Origin of the sequence: Aquabacterium humicola, from assembly GCF_030167915.1 — a bacterium.
GTDB lineage: Bacteria > Pseudomonadota > Gammaproteobacteria > Burkholderiales > Burkholderiaceae_C > Pseudaquabacterium > Pseudaquabacterium humicola.
Map to the genome: position 1 here is coordinate 735,205 of NZ_JARGNB010000001.1, position 17,636 is coordinate 752,840.

Consider the following 17,636-nt stretch of genomic DNA (forward strand, 5'->3'; position numbering starts at 1 on the left):
CTTTCAGCGCAGCGCGGCCGCGCTGGTCGCGGGCGCCGCCGTCGGCTTCATCCGCGGCTTGGGATCGATCACGCTGGGCACGCGCAGCACCGGGAACTGCTGCGCCACCAGGCGCATCGCCTGCACCGCGGGCGCGGCCAGCAGCAGCTTGGCTTCGGGGTGCTGCCAGACCAGGCGGTCGACGACGTCGTTGGCTTCGTAGCGCACGTCGCCGCGGCCGTCGCCGTCGCGGTCCCAGCCGACGTAGTTGCTCCAGTGGTTGCCTTCGTCCTTGCCCCAGGTCTCGTCCTTCGAGCCGACGTAGCGCACCTGCTCGCGGTTGCCGATGAAGTCGTTGCGCTCGACGACGTTGCGCGTCGAGCCGGCCGCGAGGTGCACGCCGACCTGGTTGTTGGTGACCACGTTGCGGCGCAGCGTGGCGTACTCGACGTCGTAGATGAAGAAGCCGCGCGCGTTGCCGCTGACCACGTTGTCCTCGATCACCGAGTCCTGCAGCGTGCGCAGCATGATGCCGTGGTCGGTATTGCCCCAGGCCTTGTTGCGGCGCACGACCTGGTCCTTCACTTCCATCAGCGCCAGGCCGCCGCGGTTGCGGAAGCTCTCGTTGTCCTCCCACAGGTTGCGGTAGGAGTTCATGTAGTGCGTGCCGTAGCGGCTGTGGTGCAGCCGGTTGGCGCGGAAGATCGCGTCGTGCGAGACGTCGACGTAGAGCGCGTCGCGCACGAACGAGATGTTGTTGCCGATGATGCGCGCGCCCTTGGTGTTGTACAGCTGCACGCCGTTGCCGCGCTGCGAAGAGCCGTAGTCGCGCTTGCCGACGATCAGGTTGCGCTCCACCGTCACGCCGTCGGCCTTCTCGATCCACAGGCCGAACAGGTTGTAGACCAGGTCGTTGCCGCGCACCAGCGCGCGGTGCGATCCGGGCGCCACGTAGATGCCGGCGTTCTGCGCCAGCAGGCTGTCGCCCGAGTCGCGCACGATCAGGCCCTCGAGGGTCACGTCGGTCGCGGCGATGCGGATGGTGTCGCCCTGCAGGCCGCCGGAGATCGTCGGCCGGCCGATGCCGCGCAAAGTGAGCGGCTTGCTGATCTTCAGGTTGCCGGCGTAGTGGCCGGGCTGCACCTCGATCACGTCGCCCGGGGCGGCGGCGTCGAGCGCGGGCTGGATGGCCTCGCCGGCGCGCACGCTGCGGGTCGCCGGGCCGGCCGCGCTGGCCGCGTCGATCCACAGCAGCATCCAGAGCGCGAACAGCAGGCCGATCCAGCGCGTCTTCATGCGATGAACCTCCCGGCCGCCTTCAGCGCGAGGAACAGCGCCGCGCCGATCAGCAGGTTCTTGAAGCCGACGTAGCTCAGCATGTCCATCACGCTCGCGACGCGGTAGCGCCGGCCCCACCACGGGCCGTCCTTCACGTAGCGCTTGTCGCGCAGGCGGATCAAGACCTCGAGCACGCTCCAGCCGAACCACCAGCCGATGATCGCGCCGGCGCGCAGGCCGCCGCTCAAGGCCAATGCCCACATCACGGTGGCGGCCGTTGCCAGCGCGTAGCTGGCCAGGCGCAGCGTGCTGCGCGGGCCGAAGCCGCGCGTGTCCTCGGGGCGCACGACGCCGCTGCGCCACGGCCACAGGTGGTCCCAGGCTTCGGCGCAGATCCAGCCGCACAGGCCCGGCTCGCCCTGCGCATAGGCAGGCGTCGCGGCGGGCGTGGGCATGCGGGGGTCGACCATGGTCGGGTTCGTCTTCATTCCTGGACCGGGATGATGGGGATGAAGTAGCCGTCGCGATTGATACGCGTCAAGGGCAGGCCCGCGGCTTCACGACGCTTGCGTTCCTTGGCCAGCGGCGGGCAGGCATGCGTGTCGGTGTAGAGCACCATGCAGTCGAGGCAGTGCAGGCATTCGCGGTGGTCGATGCGGCCGTGCGCATCGATCGCCTGCGCGCCGCAGCCGACAGCGCAGGCCTTGCACGTGCTGCACTCCTGCTTGCGGCGCAGGCCGAACCAGCGGAAGGTCGACGGCATCGCCAGCGACGCGCCCAGCGGGCACAGGTACTTGCAGAACGGCCGCTCGACGAAGATCGACAGGCCCAGCAGCACCGCCATGAACAGCGTGTACGGCCACGCGCGCTGGCCCCAGCCGACTAAGAAGGTGGTCTTGAAGGGCTCGACCTCGGCGAGCATCTCGGCGACCGGCATCGAGAACATCGACACCGCGACCAGGCCGAAGAACACGCCGTACTTCACCCACTTCAGCCGGTCGTGCCAGCGCCGCGGCACCGAGAACTGGAAGCGCTTGAGCCCCACTGCGCCGCCGAGCTTGTAGAGCAGCTCCGACAGCGAGCCGAACGGGCAGATCCAGCCGCAGAACAGGCCCCGGCCCCAGATGAAGACGGTGGCGATGATGAAGACCCAGAACAGGAAGATGAACGGGTCGCTGAGGAAGAGCTGCCACTCCCAGTGGAACAGCAGCGCGTGGAACCAGGTCAGCACCTGCGTGATCGAGGGCTGCGCCATCAGGCCGAAGCCGACGAGCCCGATGCCGGCAAGCCAGAACGAATACTTGAAGGCATTGACCGGCCACTTGTTGCGGCGGGTCGAGTGGCGCGTCAGGCGCTCGCGCTGCGAATAGACCACGCCCAGCGCGATCAGCATCGCGGCGAAGGCGGCGATCTGCGGCGCCTTGGCCGACCACACGCGCTGCCACGCGGCTTCGGGTTCCTCGATGACCGGCCGGCCGTTTGCCAAGCGCGCAGCGGGCAGCCAGGTCTCGGCATCGAAGCGCGCGAAGCTGCGCGTGCCGGTGGCGCGGTCGACCCGGTTGCCGAGGAAGGCCAGCTTCCACGGGTAGGCGGCCGAGAAGCCCTGGCCGCGCACGATGAAGATCGCCGACTCGGTCACCGCCGGTGCGCCGGCGGCCTCCAGGCCGTAGAGGTTGACGTAGTCGAGGTCGCGGAAAGTGAAGGTGTCGCTGCCCTGGCGCACGTGCACGCGGTCGTAGAGGCCGCCGCGCACGAAGCCAGAGCCCTTGAAGGATTCACTGCCCGCGGTGCGCACGACGAAGATCGCGTGCTCGTGCGGTGCCAGCCGCGAGCGCAGGTTCAACCAGCCGGCATCGCCCAGCAGCGCGCGGCCGATGTCCGGATGGTCGAGGCCGCCGAACCACAGCTCGATGAACGGCGCGCGGCCCCCCGCAGAGACATCCCGCCCGACCTGCTGCGCCTGCACCACCAGGCGCTGCACGCTGCCTTCGTCGACCAGCTGCTGCCAGCTGGGCCGGTCGCCGCGCTCGGCGAAGGTGGCCTGCGGGCGCAAGGTCGGCGCGAGGATGCCGGTCTGCTTCGCGACCGCCTGGCCCGACGTCATCATGACCTGGTTCTGCGCGATCACCGTGACGGTGGCGCCGGAGATCGCGTCGAGCCCGATGGCCTGCTCGTCGGCCCTGGACGCGCCGATCTCGAGCTTGTCGCCGACGAACTTGCCGAGGTACTGCTCGTTGAACTTGATCAGCGCCGACTCGGGGATGCCGAGCAGCAGGATCGGCTCGGAATGCTTGAGCACCTTCACGCCGACGAAGCGGCCCTTCAGGTCCATGCCGATCAGCGTGACCACCGGCTTGCCGGAATAGGCCGGGATGTCGGTGATGTCGGTCGACAGCATCACGTAGCCGGCGAGCTTGTCGCCGGCGAAGGCCTCGACGTAGGGCGGCTGGCCCTTGCGCTCGCCGAACGAGGTGGCGCCCGGGAAGACGTCCTTGCACGGCGCGAAGTCGCACAGGCGCTTGCTGCTGTGGATCTGATCGGGCAGCTCGGCTTCGTAGGCGCCAGACCAGGACGCCGAAGGGGCAGTGAAGCACGCCAGAAGTAGAAGCCAGCGAAAGACAAGTGACATGGCAAAGGCGTGCATTCAAGCGGACACCGCGGAACCGGCTCTGCCGGGCCGCTGGTGTCGCCCCCTTGAGGGGGAGGCGGCCGCCAGGCCGCTCCGGGGGTGGGTCGGTTCGTCAGGCCTCGACGATCATGCGCGAGCGCATCTCCAGGTGCAGCGCGTGGCAGAAGTGCGTGCAGTAGGCCCAGTAGACGCCCGGCTTGTCGGCGACGAAGGTCACCGACTTCGTCTCCTGCGGATTGACGATGAAGTTGACGTTGTACTTCGGGATCGCGAAGCCGTGCGTCAGGTCCTCGACCTTGTCGAGGTTGGTGAGGATCAGCGTGACCTCGTCGCCCTTCCTGACCTTGAACTCGCGCAGGCTGAAGGCCGGCGCCACCGAGGCCATGCGCACCGTGACCTTGCGGCCCTCGCGCGTCACGCCCGACTCCTTCACGTCCTTCACCGCGATCGGCGAATCGTCGATCGCATAGACCTGCTTCGGCTTCAGCAGCTCGCGCTTGAAGATGATGAAGTCGTGCGGCTCGCCGCGCACCGGGTGGTCGGCCATCAGCACCATCTTGTCGCCGGAGATGTCGATCAGCTGCTCGTTCTCCGGGTGCAGCGGGCCGACCGGCAGGTAGCGGTCCTTCGAGAACTTGCAGCCCACCGCCAGCCACTTGCCGTCGGCGGCCTTGGTCTCCGACTGCGAGGCGTTCAGGTGGCCCGGCTGGTAGTGCACGTCGATGCGGTCGACGACGTACTTCGCGCTCTTGTCGCCGCCATGGAACTTGATCGCCGCGTCGACGTTCCACTTCACGACCTGGCTGTCCAGGAACAGCGTGGTGTAGGCATTGCCGCGGCCGTCGAAGGCGGTGTGCAGCGGGCCCAGGCCCAGCTCGACCTCGGCGACGATCGTCTGGTCGGGCTTCTCGAGCTTGCCGTCGAAGTAGTCGAGCACCTTGGCCAGGTCGATCACCGTCGCGGTGGGCGACAGCTTGCCGGCGCAGATGAAGTACTTGCCGTCGGGCGACGCATTCACGCCGTGCGGGTTCTTGGGCACGCTCACATAGGCCGTCAGCGCCGTCTTGGCGTCCTTGTTCGCCTCGCGCGTGCCGTCGACCACCGGCACCTTGCTGTCGCCGAACGTCTTGAACTTGCCGGCCTTCACCGCGGCCTCGATGCGGGCGACGTTGAAGAACAGGCACGCGTCGCGCTCGGCGGACATCATGTCCTCGTACTTCGCGCCCATCTCGACGTTGTACTGGTTGGTCGCCGCGAGCTTGCCGTCGTACGAGGTGGCGGTGAGGTCGCAGTTGCCGTCGATCAGTGCCTGCCAGCGCACTTCCATCGTCTCGGCGTCGACGCAGGTGAACATCGAGCGGTACTTGGTCGCATCCTCGGTGCCGGCATTGGGCAGCGGGATCGAGAACTCGGCGCCGCAGAACACACGCGTGGTGTGGTTGATCGCCGGATCGACCGGGTCGCGCTTGTCCGGGAAGATGCCGTGGAAGCCCTGCACGTTGGGCAGCTCGGTGATCTTGTCGCACGTGAAGGTGTCGAGCCGCACGCGGGCGATGCGGCTGTTGATCTTGTCGTTGATCCAGGCGTAGCGGCCGTCGTAGTTGCCGTCCTTGTACGACGCGTGCACGTGGTGGGTATCGGCCACCGTGTAGCGCAGGCTGCCGTCGGCCTTGGTGCCCATGATCTTCTTGGACTCGTTCGTGATGCCCCAGCCCACGAGCGCATCGGGCACGAACACGGGAATGCGGGTGATCTCGCGGCCCGAGGGCAGGCCCAGCACGCGCAGGTCGCCGGAGTGTCCGCCGCTCCACAGGCCGTAGTAGGTGTCCAGTTCGCCCGGCTTCAGGTGCACGCCGGCGACATGCTCGCCAGGGTTGCCGAGGGCCGGCGCGGACGCCGGCTTGACGGTCGCGGTGGCGGGCTTGTCGGAGCAGGCGACCAGGCCCGCCCCGGCCAGGCCGGCGGCGGCGGTGGTGCCGAGGAATCGACGGCGCGATGCCGCCTTGTTGTCGCTGGGGGTCATGTTGTCCTCGTTGGTTTGATATCGGGCGAAATGCATGGTTGCCGCCGATGGCACGCATCATCGTGGCGCGACTTAAAGATGTATTTGAGATTCCTCAAATAGCGCGTGCGGGTTATGCCGGGACAATGCGTTCACTTTGATCAAGAGGCCCTTCATGACCCGACAACTCAGCCTTGCCGTCGCGCTCTGCACCCTGTTGCTGGCCGCGTGCGGCAAGTCCGAAGCACCGGCCGCCGCGCCGGCGCCCGCCGCCACCCCCGCCCCCGCCGCAGCGCCCGCGCCGGCCGCCCCCGTGGCCGTCAACGAAGCCGGCAAGTCCGCGTTCGGCAAGGCCTGCGCGCTGTGCCATGCCGCCGGCGTCGCCGGTGCGCCCAAGCCCGGCGACAAGGCCGAGTGGGCCCCGCGCATCGCGCAGGGCAACGACACGCTCTACAAGCACGCTATCGAAGGCTTCACCGGCGCCAAGGGCGCGATGCCGCCGAAGGGCGGTTCGGCGCTGCCCGACAACGACGTGAAGGCAGCCGTCGACTACATGGTCGGCCTGTCCAAGTAATGTCCGAATGACGCGTCCTGTGTACGCCGGCCTACCGGCGACCCGCCGCCGCCTGCTCGCCGGCGGCACCGCGCTGCTCGCCGGCTGGGCGCTGCCGCTGCGTGGTGAACCGTCGCGCACCGCGGCGGCCCCGCTGCGCGTGCAGCGGCCGCTGATGGGCACGCGCGTGGGCATCGCCGCGGTCGGCGACCCGGGGCTGCTGGCGCCGGCGATCGAGGCGGCCTACGCCGAGATGGCGCGGCTCGTCGCGATGATGAGCCACTACCAGCCGACCAGCGTGGTCGGCGCGATCAACCTGGCCGCCGGCCTGCAGCCGGTCGCCGTGCCGCGCGAGCTGATGCAGGTGCTGCAGGCCGCGCAATCGGTGGCCCGGCAGAGCCACGGCGCCTTCGATGCCACGGTCGGCTCGGTCGGCCGCTGGCATTTCGACCCCGCCGCACCGGCGATGCCGACGCCGCAGCAGATCGCCCGCGGTCTCGGCGGCGTCGACTGGCGGCAGCTGGTGCTCGACGACCATGCCGGCACCGCGCTGCTGACGCGCCGCGGCATGCGGCTCGACCTGGGCGGCATCGCCAAGCTGCCGATCCTGCACGCCGGCCTGCGCACGCTGCAGCGGCACGGCATCGACAGCGCGCTGGTCGACGGCGGTGGCGACGTGCTGGGCATCACCGCGCCCGGCGCACGGCCGTGGCGCATCGGCATCCGCGATCCGCGCGCGCCGCAGCGCCTGGCGGGTACCGTTCAGATCAGCAACGGCATCGTCGCGTCCTCCGGCGACTACGAGCGCTGCTTCGAACGCGACGGCCGGATCTATCACCACGTGCTGGACCCGCACACCGGTTACCCGGCGACAGGGCCGCACGGCGTCACGCTGGTGGCCGAATCGCTCGACGCGGTCAACGGCATCGGCACCGCGACGATGGTGATGGGGCCCGACGAAGGCCGCGAGTGGCTGCGCGGGCGCGGCATCGACGCGCTCATCGGCGGCCGCGACGGCACGTTGTGGCTGAGTGCCGGCATGCGGCGGCGCACGTCGGCCTGAGGCGATCCGGGCGGCCTGCGGCCGCGTCCGCGCCGCCCGCCAGGCGACTCTCGCCGGCGGCCCGCACGCCTGCCCCCACGCCAGCCCCCACAATGGCCGGATGAACCTCGACCTCTCCGCCTTCTCGCTCGACCACGTCGAAGCACGCGATGAATTCCTGGCCGCCGCGACGAAGCGGCGCGCGGTGCTCACCCACTGGCCGCACCCGCTGACAGGACCGCATGGCGAGGCCCTCTTCGCCGACAGCGCGTGGCTGGGCCCCGAGAACGCGAGCCGCGCGCTGGTCATCATCTCCGGCACGCATGGCGTGGAGGCCTTCGCCGGGTCGGGGCCGCAGATCGCTTTCCTGCGCGGCCCGCTGTCGCAGGCCCTGCCACCCGACACCGGCGTGCTGCTGATCCACGGCATCAATGCCCACGGCTTCGCCTGGCAACGGCGCGTGACCGAGGAGAACGTCGACCTCAACCGCAACTGGATCGACTTCACGCAGCCGCTGCCGGACAACCCCGGCTACACCGAACTGCACGCGCACTACACGCCGGCCTCGCTCGACGAGGCCACGCTCGCGCGCTGCGATGCCGCGATCGCGGCCTACCGCGCGCAGCACGGCGAACATGCCGAGCGCGTCGCCCGCTCGACCGGCCAGTACACGCACCCCGACGGCCTCTTCTTCGGCGGCACCGGTCCCACCTGGGCGCGCCGCACCAGCGAGGCCATTCTTCGGCAGCACCTGTCGCCGCGCACCGGCGGCCGCAGGCAGACCATCGCCATCGTCGACATGCATACCGGGCTCGGGCCGTACGGGTATGGCGAGCCGATCTGCAACCACGCGCCGGGCGGCGAGCGCGTGCGGCGCGCGCGCGACTGGTGGGGCGACAGCGTCACCGAGCCGCTGCTGGGCACGTCGAGCTCGCAGGAGAAGACCGGCCTCACCGAGTTCGGCTACGAGCGCGCGCTGGCGCATGCTGACATCGCCTTCGTCGCGCTGGAGTTCGGCACCTACCCACCGCCGCGCGGCGCCCGCGTGCTGCGCGACGATGCCTGGCTGTGGCGCCACGGCGACCCGCGCGGCCCCGAGGCGGCGGCGATCCGCCAGGCCACGCGCGACCACTTCTTCCCGCCGCACGACGACTGGAAGGAGATGGTGCTGTTCCGCTCCGAGCAGGTCTACCGGCAGGCGCTGGCGGGGCTGGCGCGGGCCTGAAGCCCGCGGCGAAGACCGGCCGGCCGCGCGCCTTCAGGGCCGCGGCGGGTCGGCCAGGCGGAAGCGCCCCTGGTCGATGGTCAGCATCACGACGCCGCGTTCGTCGAAGCCGACGTGGTCGGCACGCGTGTAGTTGACGACGCCGTGCGACAGCACGATCTCGCGCTCGTTCTCCAGCGCGTCACGCAGGGCCTGGCGGAACGCCGCCGTGCCGGGCCTGGCCGCCTTCAGCGCCACCGGCACGATGCGCTGCAGGATCTGCAGCGCATCGTGCGCATGGCCACCGAACTGCGTGCGCGTCATCGGGCCGTGCTTCTGCTCATAGGGCTGCACATAGGCCAGCGCCACCTTCTTCACCGGATGCGTATCGGGCAGCTGCTCGGCCACCAGCATCGGGCCGGCGGGCAGGATCGCGCCGTCCATCCTGCGGCCGGCCACGCGCACCAGGTCGGGCGATCCGGCGCCGTGCGTCTGGTAGATCGGCCCGGTGTAGCCGCGCTCGCGCAGCGCGATGTGCGGCATCGCCGCACCCGTGCCGGCGGCGACGATCAGCACGGCGTCGGGTTTCGCGGCCAGCACCTTCAGCGCCTGCGCGGTGATGCCGGTGTCCGGCGGCGCGAAGCGCTCGCTGGCGACGATCTCCAGCCCCGCCTTCTGCGCCGAGCCCTTGAAGATCTGCGCCCAGGCTTCGCCGTAGGCCTCGTTCCAGCCGAGGAAGGCCACGCGCCGGACCTTGTCGGCCGCCATGCGGCGGGCGAGCACGTCGGCCATCAGCGTGATGGGCTGCGGCAGGTTGAAGGTCCAGTCGCCGGCCCCGCCCGGCCGCGGCACCGGGGCCAGCGCCAGCTGCACGGTCTTCGCCTCGGCCGCCAGCGGCGCCAGCGCCAGCACCGCCGGCACGCCGGAGGAGCCGATCATCAGGTCGGCCTGGCTGTCGACGATGAAGCGCCGCGCGTTGCTGACCGCCTGCGTCGTGTCCGAGGCGTCGTCGAGCACGACGAGGTTCAGCTTCTCGCCCGCGATGCGCTCGGGCCACAGCGCCAGCGAGCTCTTCACCGGAATGCCCAGCGAGGACAAGGGACCGGTCAGCGACAGCGAGACGCCGATGGTGATGTCGGCCCGCGCGGCCGAGGCGCCGAGCATCGCCAGCAGCACCGCGCACGCGCGGCGGCAGAGTGTTGAACGGATGGACATGGATGCTCCTTTCTCAGTGGGCGATCTGCCGCAACCACTGCGCCAGGCCGTTCATCAGCCGCCCGCCGACCGGCGACAGCGCGGTGAAGTGGATGCACGCATGCACGCCCGAGGGCTCGTGCACGTGGGTGACTGCCACGCCGCTGGCGGCGGCCGCCTGCGCCAGCAAGAGGCCTTCGTCGCGCAACGGGTCGTGGCCCAGCGTGGCGATCCAGGTCGGCGGCAGCGCGTTCAGGCGGTCGGCGTGCAGCAGCGCGACTTCCGGGTGGCGCACCAGGGACGCGTCGGTGCCGAGGTAGGCGTCCATGAACCAGGTCATCACCGCGGCCGTCAGGAACTTGCCCTCGCCGTTCTCGACGCGTGAGGGCATCGATTCCTGGTGGTGCAGCGCCGGCGGATAGAGCAGGCCCAGACCGCGCAGCGGCACCTCGCCCGCCACCCGCATCGCTGCCACCGCGGCCAGCTGCGCGCCGGCGCTGTCGCCGGCCACCACCAGCCGGGCCGGATCGGCGCCCAGCTCGGCGGCGTGCGCGGCCACCCAGCGCAGCGCCGCTTCGGCATCGGCCGGCGCCGCGGGAAACGGGTGCTCGGGCGCAAGGCGGTAGTCGACCGCCACCACCAGCATGCCGGCGTCGTGGCACAGGCGGCGGCAGACCGCATCATGCGTCTCGAGGTCGCCGATGACCCAGCCGCCGCCGTGCAGGTAGACCAGCACCGGCAGCGGCGCGGCCGCGTCATTGGCCGGGTAGTAAAGGCGCAGCGGCAGCGTGCCACCCGGCCCCTCGGCCGCGAGGTCCCGCACCATCTTCACCGGCGGCGGCGGCAGGCCGAGCGCGCCGCTCAGATCGCGGTAGACCTGCCGGACCACGTCCACCGGCAGGCTTTCCAGCGGCGGCTGCGACGCGGCCTGGGCCAGGAAGCCGGCCAGCGGCGGGTCGATCTCGCTCGTCATCGGCAGCGGGTCGGGCAGTCGTGCAGTCATCGGGGGGTCTCCATCAGGGGTTGCTCGGTCGGTGTCGCCAGGCGGCTTCGCGCTTGGCCGGTGTCCTCGGCGTGCGGTCCGGCCGCCGGCCGCAGCAGCCAGCGCGCCAGCGCCGGCAGCAGCACCAGCGCGCCGACCATGTTCCAGAGGAACATGAAGGCCAGCAGCACGCCCATGTCGGCCTGGAACTTGATGGGGCTGAAGGCCCAGGTGCCAACGGCCAAAGCGAGCGTGATGCCGGTGAGCATCACCACCCGGCCCGTGAAGCGCAGCGCCTGCGCATAGGCCTCGGCCAGGCTGGCGCCGGCGCGCAGCCGCACCAGCATCACGCTGAGCACGTACAGCGCATAGTCGACGCCGATGCCGACACCCAGCGCGATCACCGGCAGCGTGGCCACCTTGACGCCCATGCCCAGGATCACCATCAGCGCTTCGCACAGGATCGAGGTCAGGACGAGCGGCAGCACCGCCACCAGCACCGCGCGCCAGGAGCGGAAGGTGAGCCAGCACAGCAGCAGCACCGCGCCGTAGACCCACAGCAGCATCTCGCGCATCGCCTTCGCGACGACGATGTTGGTGGCCGCATCGATGCCGGCCGAACCGGCGGCGAGCAGGAAGCGCGACTGCGCGGCCGCGCCGGGCGTGCGCTCGTGCTCGGCGATGAAGGCCTCCACCTCGCCGACCACGCGCGACAGCGTCTCGGCCTTGTGGTCCTGCAGGTAGACCAGCAGCGACAGGAAGGAGCAGCCCTGGTTGAAGAGCTCGCGCGGGGCCCGCGTCTGCACGCCGCCGAGCGCCGCGTCGTTGGGCACCAGCTCGTACCACTTCGGCTGGCCTTCGTTGTAGCCCACCGAGGCCCATTTCGACAGCGCCGCCATCGACTGCGTGGCTTCGACGCCCGGCAGCTGCTGCAGGCGCCACGCCAGCGCGTCGACCCGCGACAGCACGGCGTAGCGCGTGCACTGGTCCTCGGGCGTCGCGACCATCACCGTCAGGATGTCGGCGCTGGCCGCGTAGTGCGCGGCGATGTAAGCGTTGTCGCGGTTGTAGCGGGAGTCGGGCCGCAGCTCGGGCGCACCGGCATCGAGGTCGCCGATGCGCAGTTGCAGGCTGGCGCCGTAGCCGGCCACCGCCAGCACCACGCCGGCGGCGATGGCCGCGCGGGCCGGCCCGGTTTCGGTGAAGCGCGCGATGGCCGCCCAGAGGCCGCGCCGGGACGACTCGCGCGATTCGAGCCGCAGGCTGCGCTGCGCGGCCGCCGGGCTCACGCCCAGCCAGGACAGCAGCACCGGCAGCAGCACGAGGTTGGTGAAGATCAGCACCGCGACGCCGATGCTGGCGATCACCGCAAGGTCCTGGATCACGCGGATCGGGATCAGCGCCAGCACCGCGAAGCCCACGGCGTCGCACAGCAGCGCGGTCAGCCCGGCGACGAACAGGCGCCGGAAGGTGTAGCGCGCCGCCACCACGCGGTGCGTGCCCCGGCCCACGTCCTGCAGGATGCCGTTCATCTTCTGCGCGCCATGGCTCATGCCGATGGCGAAGACGAGGAAGGGCACCAGCACCGAGTAGGGGTCGAGCTCGTGGCCCAGCAGCTTCAGCAGCCCGAACTGCCAGACCACCGCGACCAGCGAGCAGGCCACCACCAGCAGCGTCGAGCGTGCGCAGCGGGTGTAGGCATAGAGCACGCCGCTGGTGATGGCCAGCGCCAGCGCGAAGAAGCCCACCATCTGCCGCAGGCCGTCGATCAGGTCGCCGGCCACCTTGGCGAAGCCGGTGACATGGATCTGCAGGTGCGCGGACTGGTACTTCGTGCGCAGCGCCTCGATGCGGCGCGACAGCTCGCCGTAGTCCAGCGCGGCACCGCTGCGCGGGTCCTTGTCCAGCAGCGGCACGAAGACGATGCTGGACTGGAAGTCAGCCGCGACGATCTGGCCGATCTCGCCCGAGCGCTCGACGTTGGCGCGCACCTCGGCCAGCGCCTCGGGCGAATCGTCGTAGCGGTCGCCGATCACGGTGTTGCCGTCGAGGCCGTCCTCGGTCACCGCGATCCAGCGCGTATTGCTGGTCCACAGCGACTTCATGAACGGCCGGTCGACGCCGGGCAGCAGGAAGACCTCGTCGTTGAGCTGCCGCAGCGTCTCGAGGTAGTCCTTCGTGAAGATGTCGCCCTGGTCGACGGCCACCGCGATGCGCAGCGCATTGCCCTGCCCGCCGAGGTTGGCCCGGTTGGCCAGGTAGTTCGCGATATAGGGATGCGCGGTCGGGATCGTCTTCTCGAAGCTCGCGTTGAGCTTCAGCCCCAGCGCCTGCCAGCCCAGCAGCAGCGTCGCCAGCAGGCAGGCCAGCAGCACCAGCGGCCGGTGGTTGAAGAAGGCGCGTTCGAGCGCCGAGCCCGAGCGGGGGTCGAAGTCGGCCAGGCGGGCGACGACCGGCTGGGCATCGTCGGCGATGTCGTGTTTCAAGCGGGACTCCGTGGTGGGATGCCGGCGGCGGCGTCGCTCAGGACGTCTTCACGCGCTGCAGGCCGCGCAGCCCGGCGACGACGACGTGGCCGTCGTCGCAGGCGGCCAGCGCGGCCGCCGGCAGCGGCCGGGCGGCGGACAGGCGTTCGAAATGGCGGCCATCGTCGCGGCTGGCCAGCAGGTCGCCGTTCTGCGCCAGCAGCAGCAGGCGGCCGTCGGCGCGCTGCACGCCGGCGCCCAGGCTCGCGGGCACGCCGGTCTCCAGCTTCTCCCAGCTGGCGCCGGCGTCGGTCGAGCGGAAGGCGTGGCCGCGCAGGCCGAAGGCGATCAGGCTGCCCGCGCGCATGGCCAGCAGGCCGAAGAAGCTGCCCTTGTAGGGCGAGGCCAGCGGCTCGAAGCTGCCGCCGCCGTCGTCGGAGCGCAGCAGCAGGCCCTGCTCGCCGGCGACGAAGAGCTGCCGGCCCAGCCAGCGCGCGGCGTAGAGGTGCAGGCCCTTCGGGTTGGGCAGCCGCGCGGGCGGCACCGGCTGCCAGCTGGCGCCCTCGTCCCGCGTCTCGGCGGCCAGGCCGTAGGCGCCGACCGCCAGGCCGCGCGGGCCGGCCAGGTCGAGGTCGAAGAAGGCCTTGTCCGGCCCTTCGTCGACCAGGCGCTGCGCGCGCTGCCGGGCCGGCTCGTCCGCGGCGGCCGCCAGCAGGCGCCGGGCCGCGTCGATACCGTGCAATTGCAGCGTCCAGTTCGCGCCGCCATCGCCCGTGCGCAGGATCGTGCCCAGGTGCCCGGTGGCCCAGCCCCGCCGCGCATCGGCGAAGTGCAGCGCGGTCAGGCTGACCTGCACCGGCACGCGCGCCTGGGACCAGCCGGCGCCGTCGTCGTCGCTGAGGCGCACGATGCCGCGTTCGCCCGCCGCCACCAGGCGGCGGCCGGCACGCGCCACCGCCAGCATCGCGGCACCGGCGGCACGCGGCGTGATCAGCGCGGGCGTGCGCAGCACCGCCGGCCCCTCGGCGGCGGCCGGTGCCGCGGCCGTGGTGGCGGTCGTGGCGGCGGCGGTCGTGGCGGCGGCAGGGGCCGCGTGGCCCGCTGCCGGCAGCGCCGCGAGCACCAGCAGCTGGCGGCGTGCGATCACCGCGCGCCCTCGTTGGCCAGTTCCTCGGGGCTGAAGAAGCTGCGCGGCAGCGGCGGCAGCGGCTTGTACTGCACCGGCAGCTCGTTCGAGGCCATGTTCAGGTAGTAGGCGCCGGTCTGCAGGTCGTAGCCGCCCCACAGCATGTTGCCCACCACCGCCGGGATGTCCGGCGCCAGCAGCGTCAGCGTGAAGTTGGTGCGCCAGAGCTCGCCCTTGGCATCCCAGCCGTCGAGCAGCACGATCTGCCAGCTGTCCTCGTCGATGTAGTACTTGCGCTTGGGCACCACGTGGCGCTTGCCGGCGGCAAGCGTCGCCTCCACTTCCCACACCCGGTGCAGCTCCCAGCGCACCAGCGCCGGGTTCAGCGTGTTCGGTGTGACGAGGTCGACCACCTTCGCGGCGGCGGCGCGGTTGTTGTTGTAGGGGATGTAGAGCTCGCGCTTGCCCACCAGCTTCAGGTCGTGCTTGTCGAGCGGGCCGAAGAGCATGAAGGCCTCGTCGAACAGGCCGATGCCGGAGGTCACCGAGTCCGGCGTGTCGTAGGCCACCGAAGGCGCCTTGCGCACGCGGCGCTGGCCGACCAGGTACTGCCACAGGCCACGCGGCTGCGCGCTGGTCAGGCCGTCGTGCGCCAGGATGGCCTCGCCGGCTTTCGAGCCGGGTTCGCTGACGACGAACTTGCCGAGCTGGTAGTAGCCGTCGAACTTGTCGGCGGACGCGTCGGCGTCGTAGTAGGGACGGCGGAAGGTCTGCGTGCCGCCGGAGGCCATCGCGCGCTTGCCGTCGGCGGTCATCACCCACACGCGCACCGGCGCCTGCACCGTGGTGCCGGTCCACGCGAGGCGGTGGTTCAGGATGACCTCGTGGCCGTCCTTGGGGATCGGGAACGGGATGCCGCCGATCGCGCCCTCCACGCCATGGCCGCCGTCCACCGCTTTCGCCTTCGTGGCATTGCGCAGGGTGTTGTCGTAGACGGCCTGCGGCGCCGCGGCGCTGCGCCGCGTGGGGTAGACCTCGAGCCGGAAATCGGGGTGCTTCTTCAGCAGGGCCTTGACGCCGTCGCTCAGGCGCGCGGCATGCGCATCCAGGTTCTTCGCGGTGATCGTGAGCACCGGCTTGTCGGCGGCGAAAGGGTCCGGCCGCGGGTCGCCGGCCTTGTAGCCGGCCGGCGCCTTCGTCAGGCCGCCCTCCCACGCGGGGATGCTGCCGTCCTTGTTGCCGGCGCGTTCGGCGCCCAGCGGGGTCAGCGTGGTCTTGAGGCGGGCGGCTTCGTCGGCCGTCACCGCCGCCGCGGCGCCGGCGGCCCACAGGGCCAGGGTGGCCGCGCTGGCGGCGGCCGTGAACATGAATCGCATCGAAAGACTCCTAACTCGTGAACGGGGTGGCCGTCAGAACGTGCGCGAGACGCTGAACGAGAGGTGGGCGCGGTCGCGCAGCGACTGCGCGAAGCTCAGCTGGCGCGGCGCGCCGGTGCCGGGCGTGAAGTTGCCGGTGAAGGTCTTCTCGTCGCCGAAGTAGCCCGTGTAGGCCAGCGCGAGGTTCCACTCGTTCTGGTACCGGCCCTTCACGCCGACGCTGTAGTCGCCCGCGTCCGACGCGCCGCCGGCGAAGTTGAAGATCGCCGACGAGCGTCCGCCGAAGTTCCACCCCAGGCCGATGGGCACCGACACGTCCAGCCCCGGCAGCACCTGGAAGTACTGCGGCTCGAAGAGCATCCGGAAGGCCCAGGCGCCCTTGGTCGTGTTCGGGTCCAGGCCGCCCAGGCCGACGCTGCTGCCGCCGGGGCCGATCGCGAAGATGTCGCGGGTGATCTTCAGGCGCCGGTTGTAGGCCAGTTCGCCCACCACCGCCCCGCCCTGCCACAGCGCGTTCGGCTGCAGCACGTAGATGCCCGAGGCCTGCAGGTGACCGGTGCGGCCGACCGCGTAGCAGGGCGTGGCGCTGCTGGTGTCGCAGGCCAGGATGGGACCCAGGCCCAGCACCGCGGGGTCGCTGGTCAGCGGCGCGTTGTCGCGCACCGAGGCCTCGACCGCCCAGTTCAGCTGCCCCACCGACGCCGTGGCGCTGGCGCCGACGGTGCGGATGTTGCTGGCATAGGCCAGGTGCACGTTGCCGTTGACGAAGTCGAACACCGGCACCGCCGGCGTCTTGTCGTGGTAGCGGGCGGCGTAGACGCCGAACTCGTAGTCGCCGCCGACGGGGCTGAAGCGCAGCTGCACGCCGCCCTGCCCGCTGTCCCTGGGCCGGAAGTCCTTGCCCTTGTCGTAGCTCAGGGCGATCGGCGAGCCGTCCGGCGCGTTGCCGAAGCCCACCGTGCCGGTGCCGACATAGTCCTGGTTCGAGAAGTAGCTGCCGACGCCGGGGATCTTGCTCGGCCGCCACCGGAGCTGGTAGTACGCCCCCATCGACAGCCCCGGCGCCAGTTGCAGCGAGCCCGACACCTGCTCCACCGGCAGCAGCACTTCCTTGAACTGCCAGCCCGGCACCGAGACGATCTTCGCGACGTCCACCGGCCCCTGGGCGTTGGCGATGCCGTTCTGGCCGAAGAACAGGCTCTCGCCCCACTGCAGCGTGTGCTTGCCCACGCGCAGCGTGCCCTTCATGCCGCCGATCTCGCCCTTGAGGTAGGCGAAGGCGTCCAGCACCTCGCTGCCGCGGCCGTGCTGGCGGCGCGTATCGGGCAGGAATTCGTCCGCGGCCTGGCCGGGGAAGTTGTTCGACGTGGACACCACCGGCCCGAGCGGCTGCCCGCCGGCTAGCAGCGGCGTGCCGCGGTAGTCGCTGCGGCCGAGGTAGAGGCCGTCGTGCCAGGCCGTGCCGGACAGCCGTGCGCCCCAGTGGCGCGCCGACACGTCGAATTCGCCCAGCAGGTCGAAGCGGCGCGAGATCAGGCCCTTGGCGAAGTTGTGGTCGCCGTCGTCCTCGTTGGCGATGCCGGGGTCGGCGGCGACGTCGAGCTTGGTCAGCGCCGGTGACGCGTCTTTCAGGCGGTAGCCTGTGCTGAACTTCGGCGTCAGGTCCAGGCGGACCTTCAGCTCCGGGTCGGGCGTGGGGATCTCGAAGCCGTGGGCGGCGGGGGGCGCGAGCGTGGCAGGCAGCGCGAGCGCTGCAGCCACCGCCAGCGCGTGGCGGCGGAAGGTCATGCTTGTCTCCGGTCGGTC

Annotated in this window: 11 protein-coding genes and 1 pseudogene; 3 read left to right on the forward strand and 9 right to left on the reverse strand. The window is 71.0% G+C overall.

The annotated features are described in order from the left end of the window. Nucleotides 1–3: 3 nt before the first annotated feature. The 3 genes and pseudogenes from P1K89_RS03395 to nosZ form a co-directional block, all read right to left on the reverse strand. Nucleotides 4–1,275, reverse strand: coding sequence for a nitrous oxide reductase family maturation protein NosD (locus tag P1K89_RS03395; protein ID WP_439897949.1), 1,272 nt, complete (start codon nt 1,273–1,275; stop codon nt 4–6). Continuing rightward, a pseudogene (locus P1K89_RS03405) lies at nt 1,272–3,901 on the reverse strand (4Fe-4S binding protein). Before P1K89_RS03405 ends, P1K89_RS03395 begins: the two are co-directional and overlap by 4 nt. A gap of 97 nt (nt 3,902–3,998) precedes the next feature. Continuing rightward, nucleotides 3,999–5,909 (reverse strand): TAT-dependent nitrous-oxide reductase, encoded by a 1,911-nt coding sequence (gene nosZ, locus P1K89_RS03410; RefSeq protein ID WP_284614950.1) that lies wholly within the window; start codon nt 5,907–5,909, stop codon nt 3,999–4,001. A gap of 154 nt (nt 5,910–6,063) precedes the next feature. Between nosZ and P1K89_RS03415 the strand changes: the two genes are divergently transcribed. From P1K89_RS03415 to P1K89_RS03425, 3 genes are all read left to right on the forward strand, one after another. After that, entirely contained in the window at nt 6,064–6,462 is a 399-nt protein-coding gene (locus P1K89_RS03415; RefSeq protein ID WP_284614951.1) for a c-type cytochrome, read from the forward strand. Between the two features lie 7 nt (nt 6,463–6,469). Next, the gene (locus tag P1K89_RS03420) at nt 6,470–7,504 is read left to right on the forward strand and encodes an FAD:protein FMN transferase (RefSeq protein WP_284614952.1); all 1,035 of its coding nucleotides are present in this window, start codon (nt 6,470–6,472) and stop codon (nt 7,502–7,504) included. A 100-nt stretch (nt 7,505–7,604) separates the two neighbouring features. After that, the gene (locus P1K89_RS03425; protein WP_284614953.1) at nt 7,605–8,708 is read left to right on the forward strand and encodes a M14 family metallopeptidase; all 1,104 of its coding nucleotides are present in this window, start codon (nt 7,605–7,607) and stop codon (nt 8,706–8,708) included. Nucleotides 8,709–8,741: 33 nt separating this feature from the next. On the opposite strand, the gene P1K89_RS03430 is transcribed toward P1K89_RS03425, so the two are convergent. From P1K89_RS03430 to P1K89_RS03455, 6 genes are read right to left on the reverse strand one after another with little or no spacing between them, the layout of a single operon-like run. After that, nucleotides 8,742–9,902: an ABC transporter substrate-binding protein gene (locus tag P1K89_RS03430; protein ID WP_284614954.1), complete on the reverse strand. Its 1,161-nt coding sequence runs from the start codon at nt 9,900–9,902 to the stop codon at nt 8,742–8,744. 13 nt (nt 9,903–9,915) lie between these two features. Continuing rightward, nucleotides 9,916–10,884 (reverse strand): alpha/beta hydrolase, encoded by a 969-nt coding sequence (locus P1K89_RS03435; protein ID WP_284614955.1) that lies wholly within the window; start codon nt 10,882–10,884, stop codon nt 9,916–9,918. Further along, nucleotides 10,881–13,349, reverse strand: coding sequence for an efflux RND transporter permease subunit (locus tag P1K89_RS03440; RefSeq protein WP_284614956.1), 2,469 nt, complete (start codon nt 13,347–13,349; stop codon nt 10,881–10,883). Before P1K89_RS03440 ends, P1K89_RS03435 begins: the two co-directional genes overlap by 4 nt. Before the next feature lie 37 nt (nt 13,350–13,386). Further along, complete coding sequence (locus P1K89_RS03445) at nt 13,387–14,475, reverse strand: WD40/YVTN/BNR-like repeat-containing protein (RefSeq protein WP_284614957.1); 1,089 nt, start codon at nt 14,473–14,475, stop codon at nt 13,387–13,389. After that, a complete protein-coding gene (locus P1K89_RS03450) occupies nt 14,472–15,830 on the reverse strand; it encodes a DUF1329 domain-containing protein (protein ID WP_439897950.1) in 1,359 nt (452 codons plus the stop codon). Before P1K89_RS03450 ends, P1K89_RS03445 begins: the two co-directional genes overlap by 4 nt. Before the next feature lie 33 nt (nt 15,831–15,863). Then, complete coding sequence (locus P1K89_RS03455) at nt 15,864–17,618, reverse strand: DUF1302 domain-containing protein (protein ID WP_284614958.1); 1,755 nt, start codon at nt 17,616–17,618, stop codon at nt 15,864–15,866. Nucleotides 17,619–17,636 lie beyond the last annotated feature (18 nt).

Excerpts from the sequence above, each read along its gene's own strand:
- P1K89_RS03455 (WP_284614958.1), bottom strand. The coding sequence starts at position 17,618 with ATGACCTTCCGCCGCCACGCGCTGGCGGTGGCTGCAGCGCTCGCGCTG.
- P1K89_RS03395 (WP_439897949.1), bottom strand. The coding sequence starts at position 1,275 with ATGAAGACGCGCTGGATCGGCCTGCTGTTCGCGCTCTGGATGCTGCTG.
- P1K89_RS03435 (WP_284614955.1), bottom strand. The coding sequence starts at position 10,884 with ATGACTGCACGACTGCCCGACCCGCTGCCGATGACGAGCGAGATCGAC.
- P1K89_RS03430 (WP_284614954.1), bottom strand. The coding sequence starts at position 9,902 with ATGTCCATCCGTTCAACACTCTGCCGCCGCGCGTGCGCGGTGCTGCTG.
- P1K89_RS03425 (WP_284614953.1), top strand. The coding sequence starts at position 7,605 with ATGAACCTCGACCTCTCCGCCTTCTCGCTCGACCACGTCGAAGCACGC.
- P1K89_RS03420 (WP_284614952.1), top strand. The coding sequence starts at position 6,470 with ATGACGCGTCCTGTGTACGCCGGCCTACCGGCGACCCGCCGCCGCCTG.
- nosZ (WP_284614950.1), bottom strand. The coding sequence starts at position 5,909 with ATGACCCCCAGCGACAACAAGGCGGCATCGCGCCGTCGATTCCTCGGC.
- P1K89_RS03450 (WP_439897950.1), bottom strand. The coding sequence starts at position 15,830 with ATGCGATTCATGTTCACGGCCGCCGCCAGCGCGGCCACCCTGGCCCTG.
- P1K89_RS03415 (WP_284614951.1), top strand. The coding sequence starts at position 6,064 with ATGACCCGACAACTCAGCCTTGCCGTCGCGCTCTGCACCCTGTTGCTG.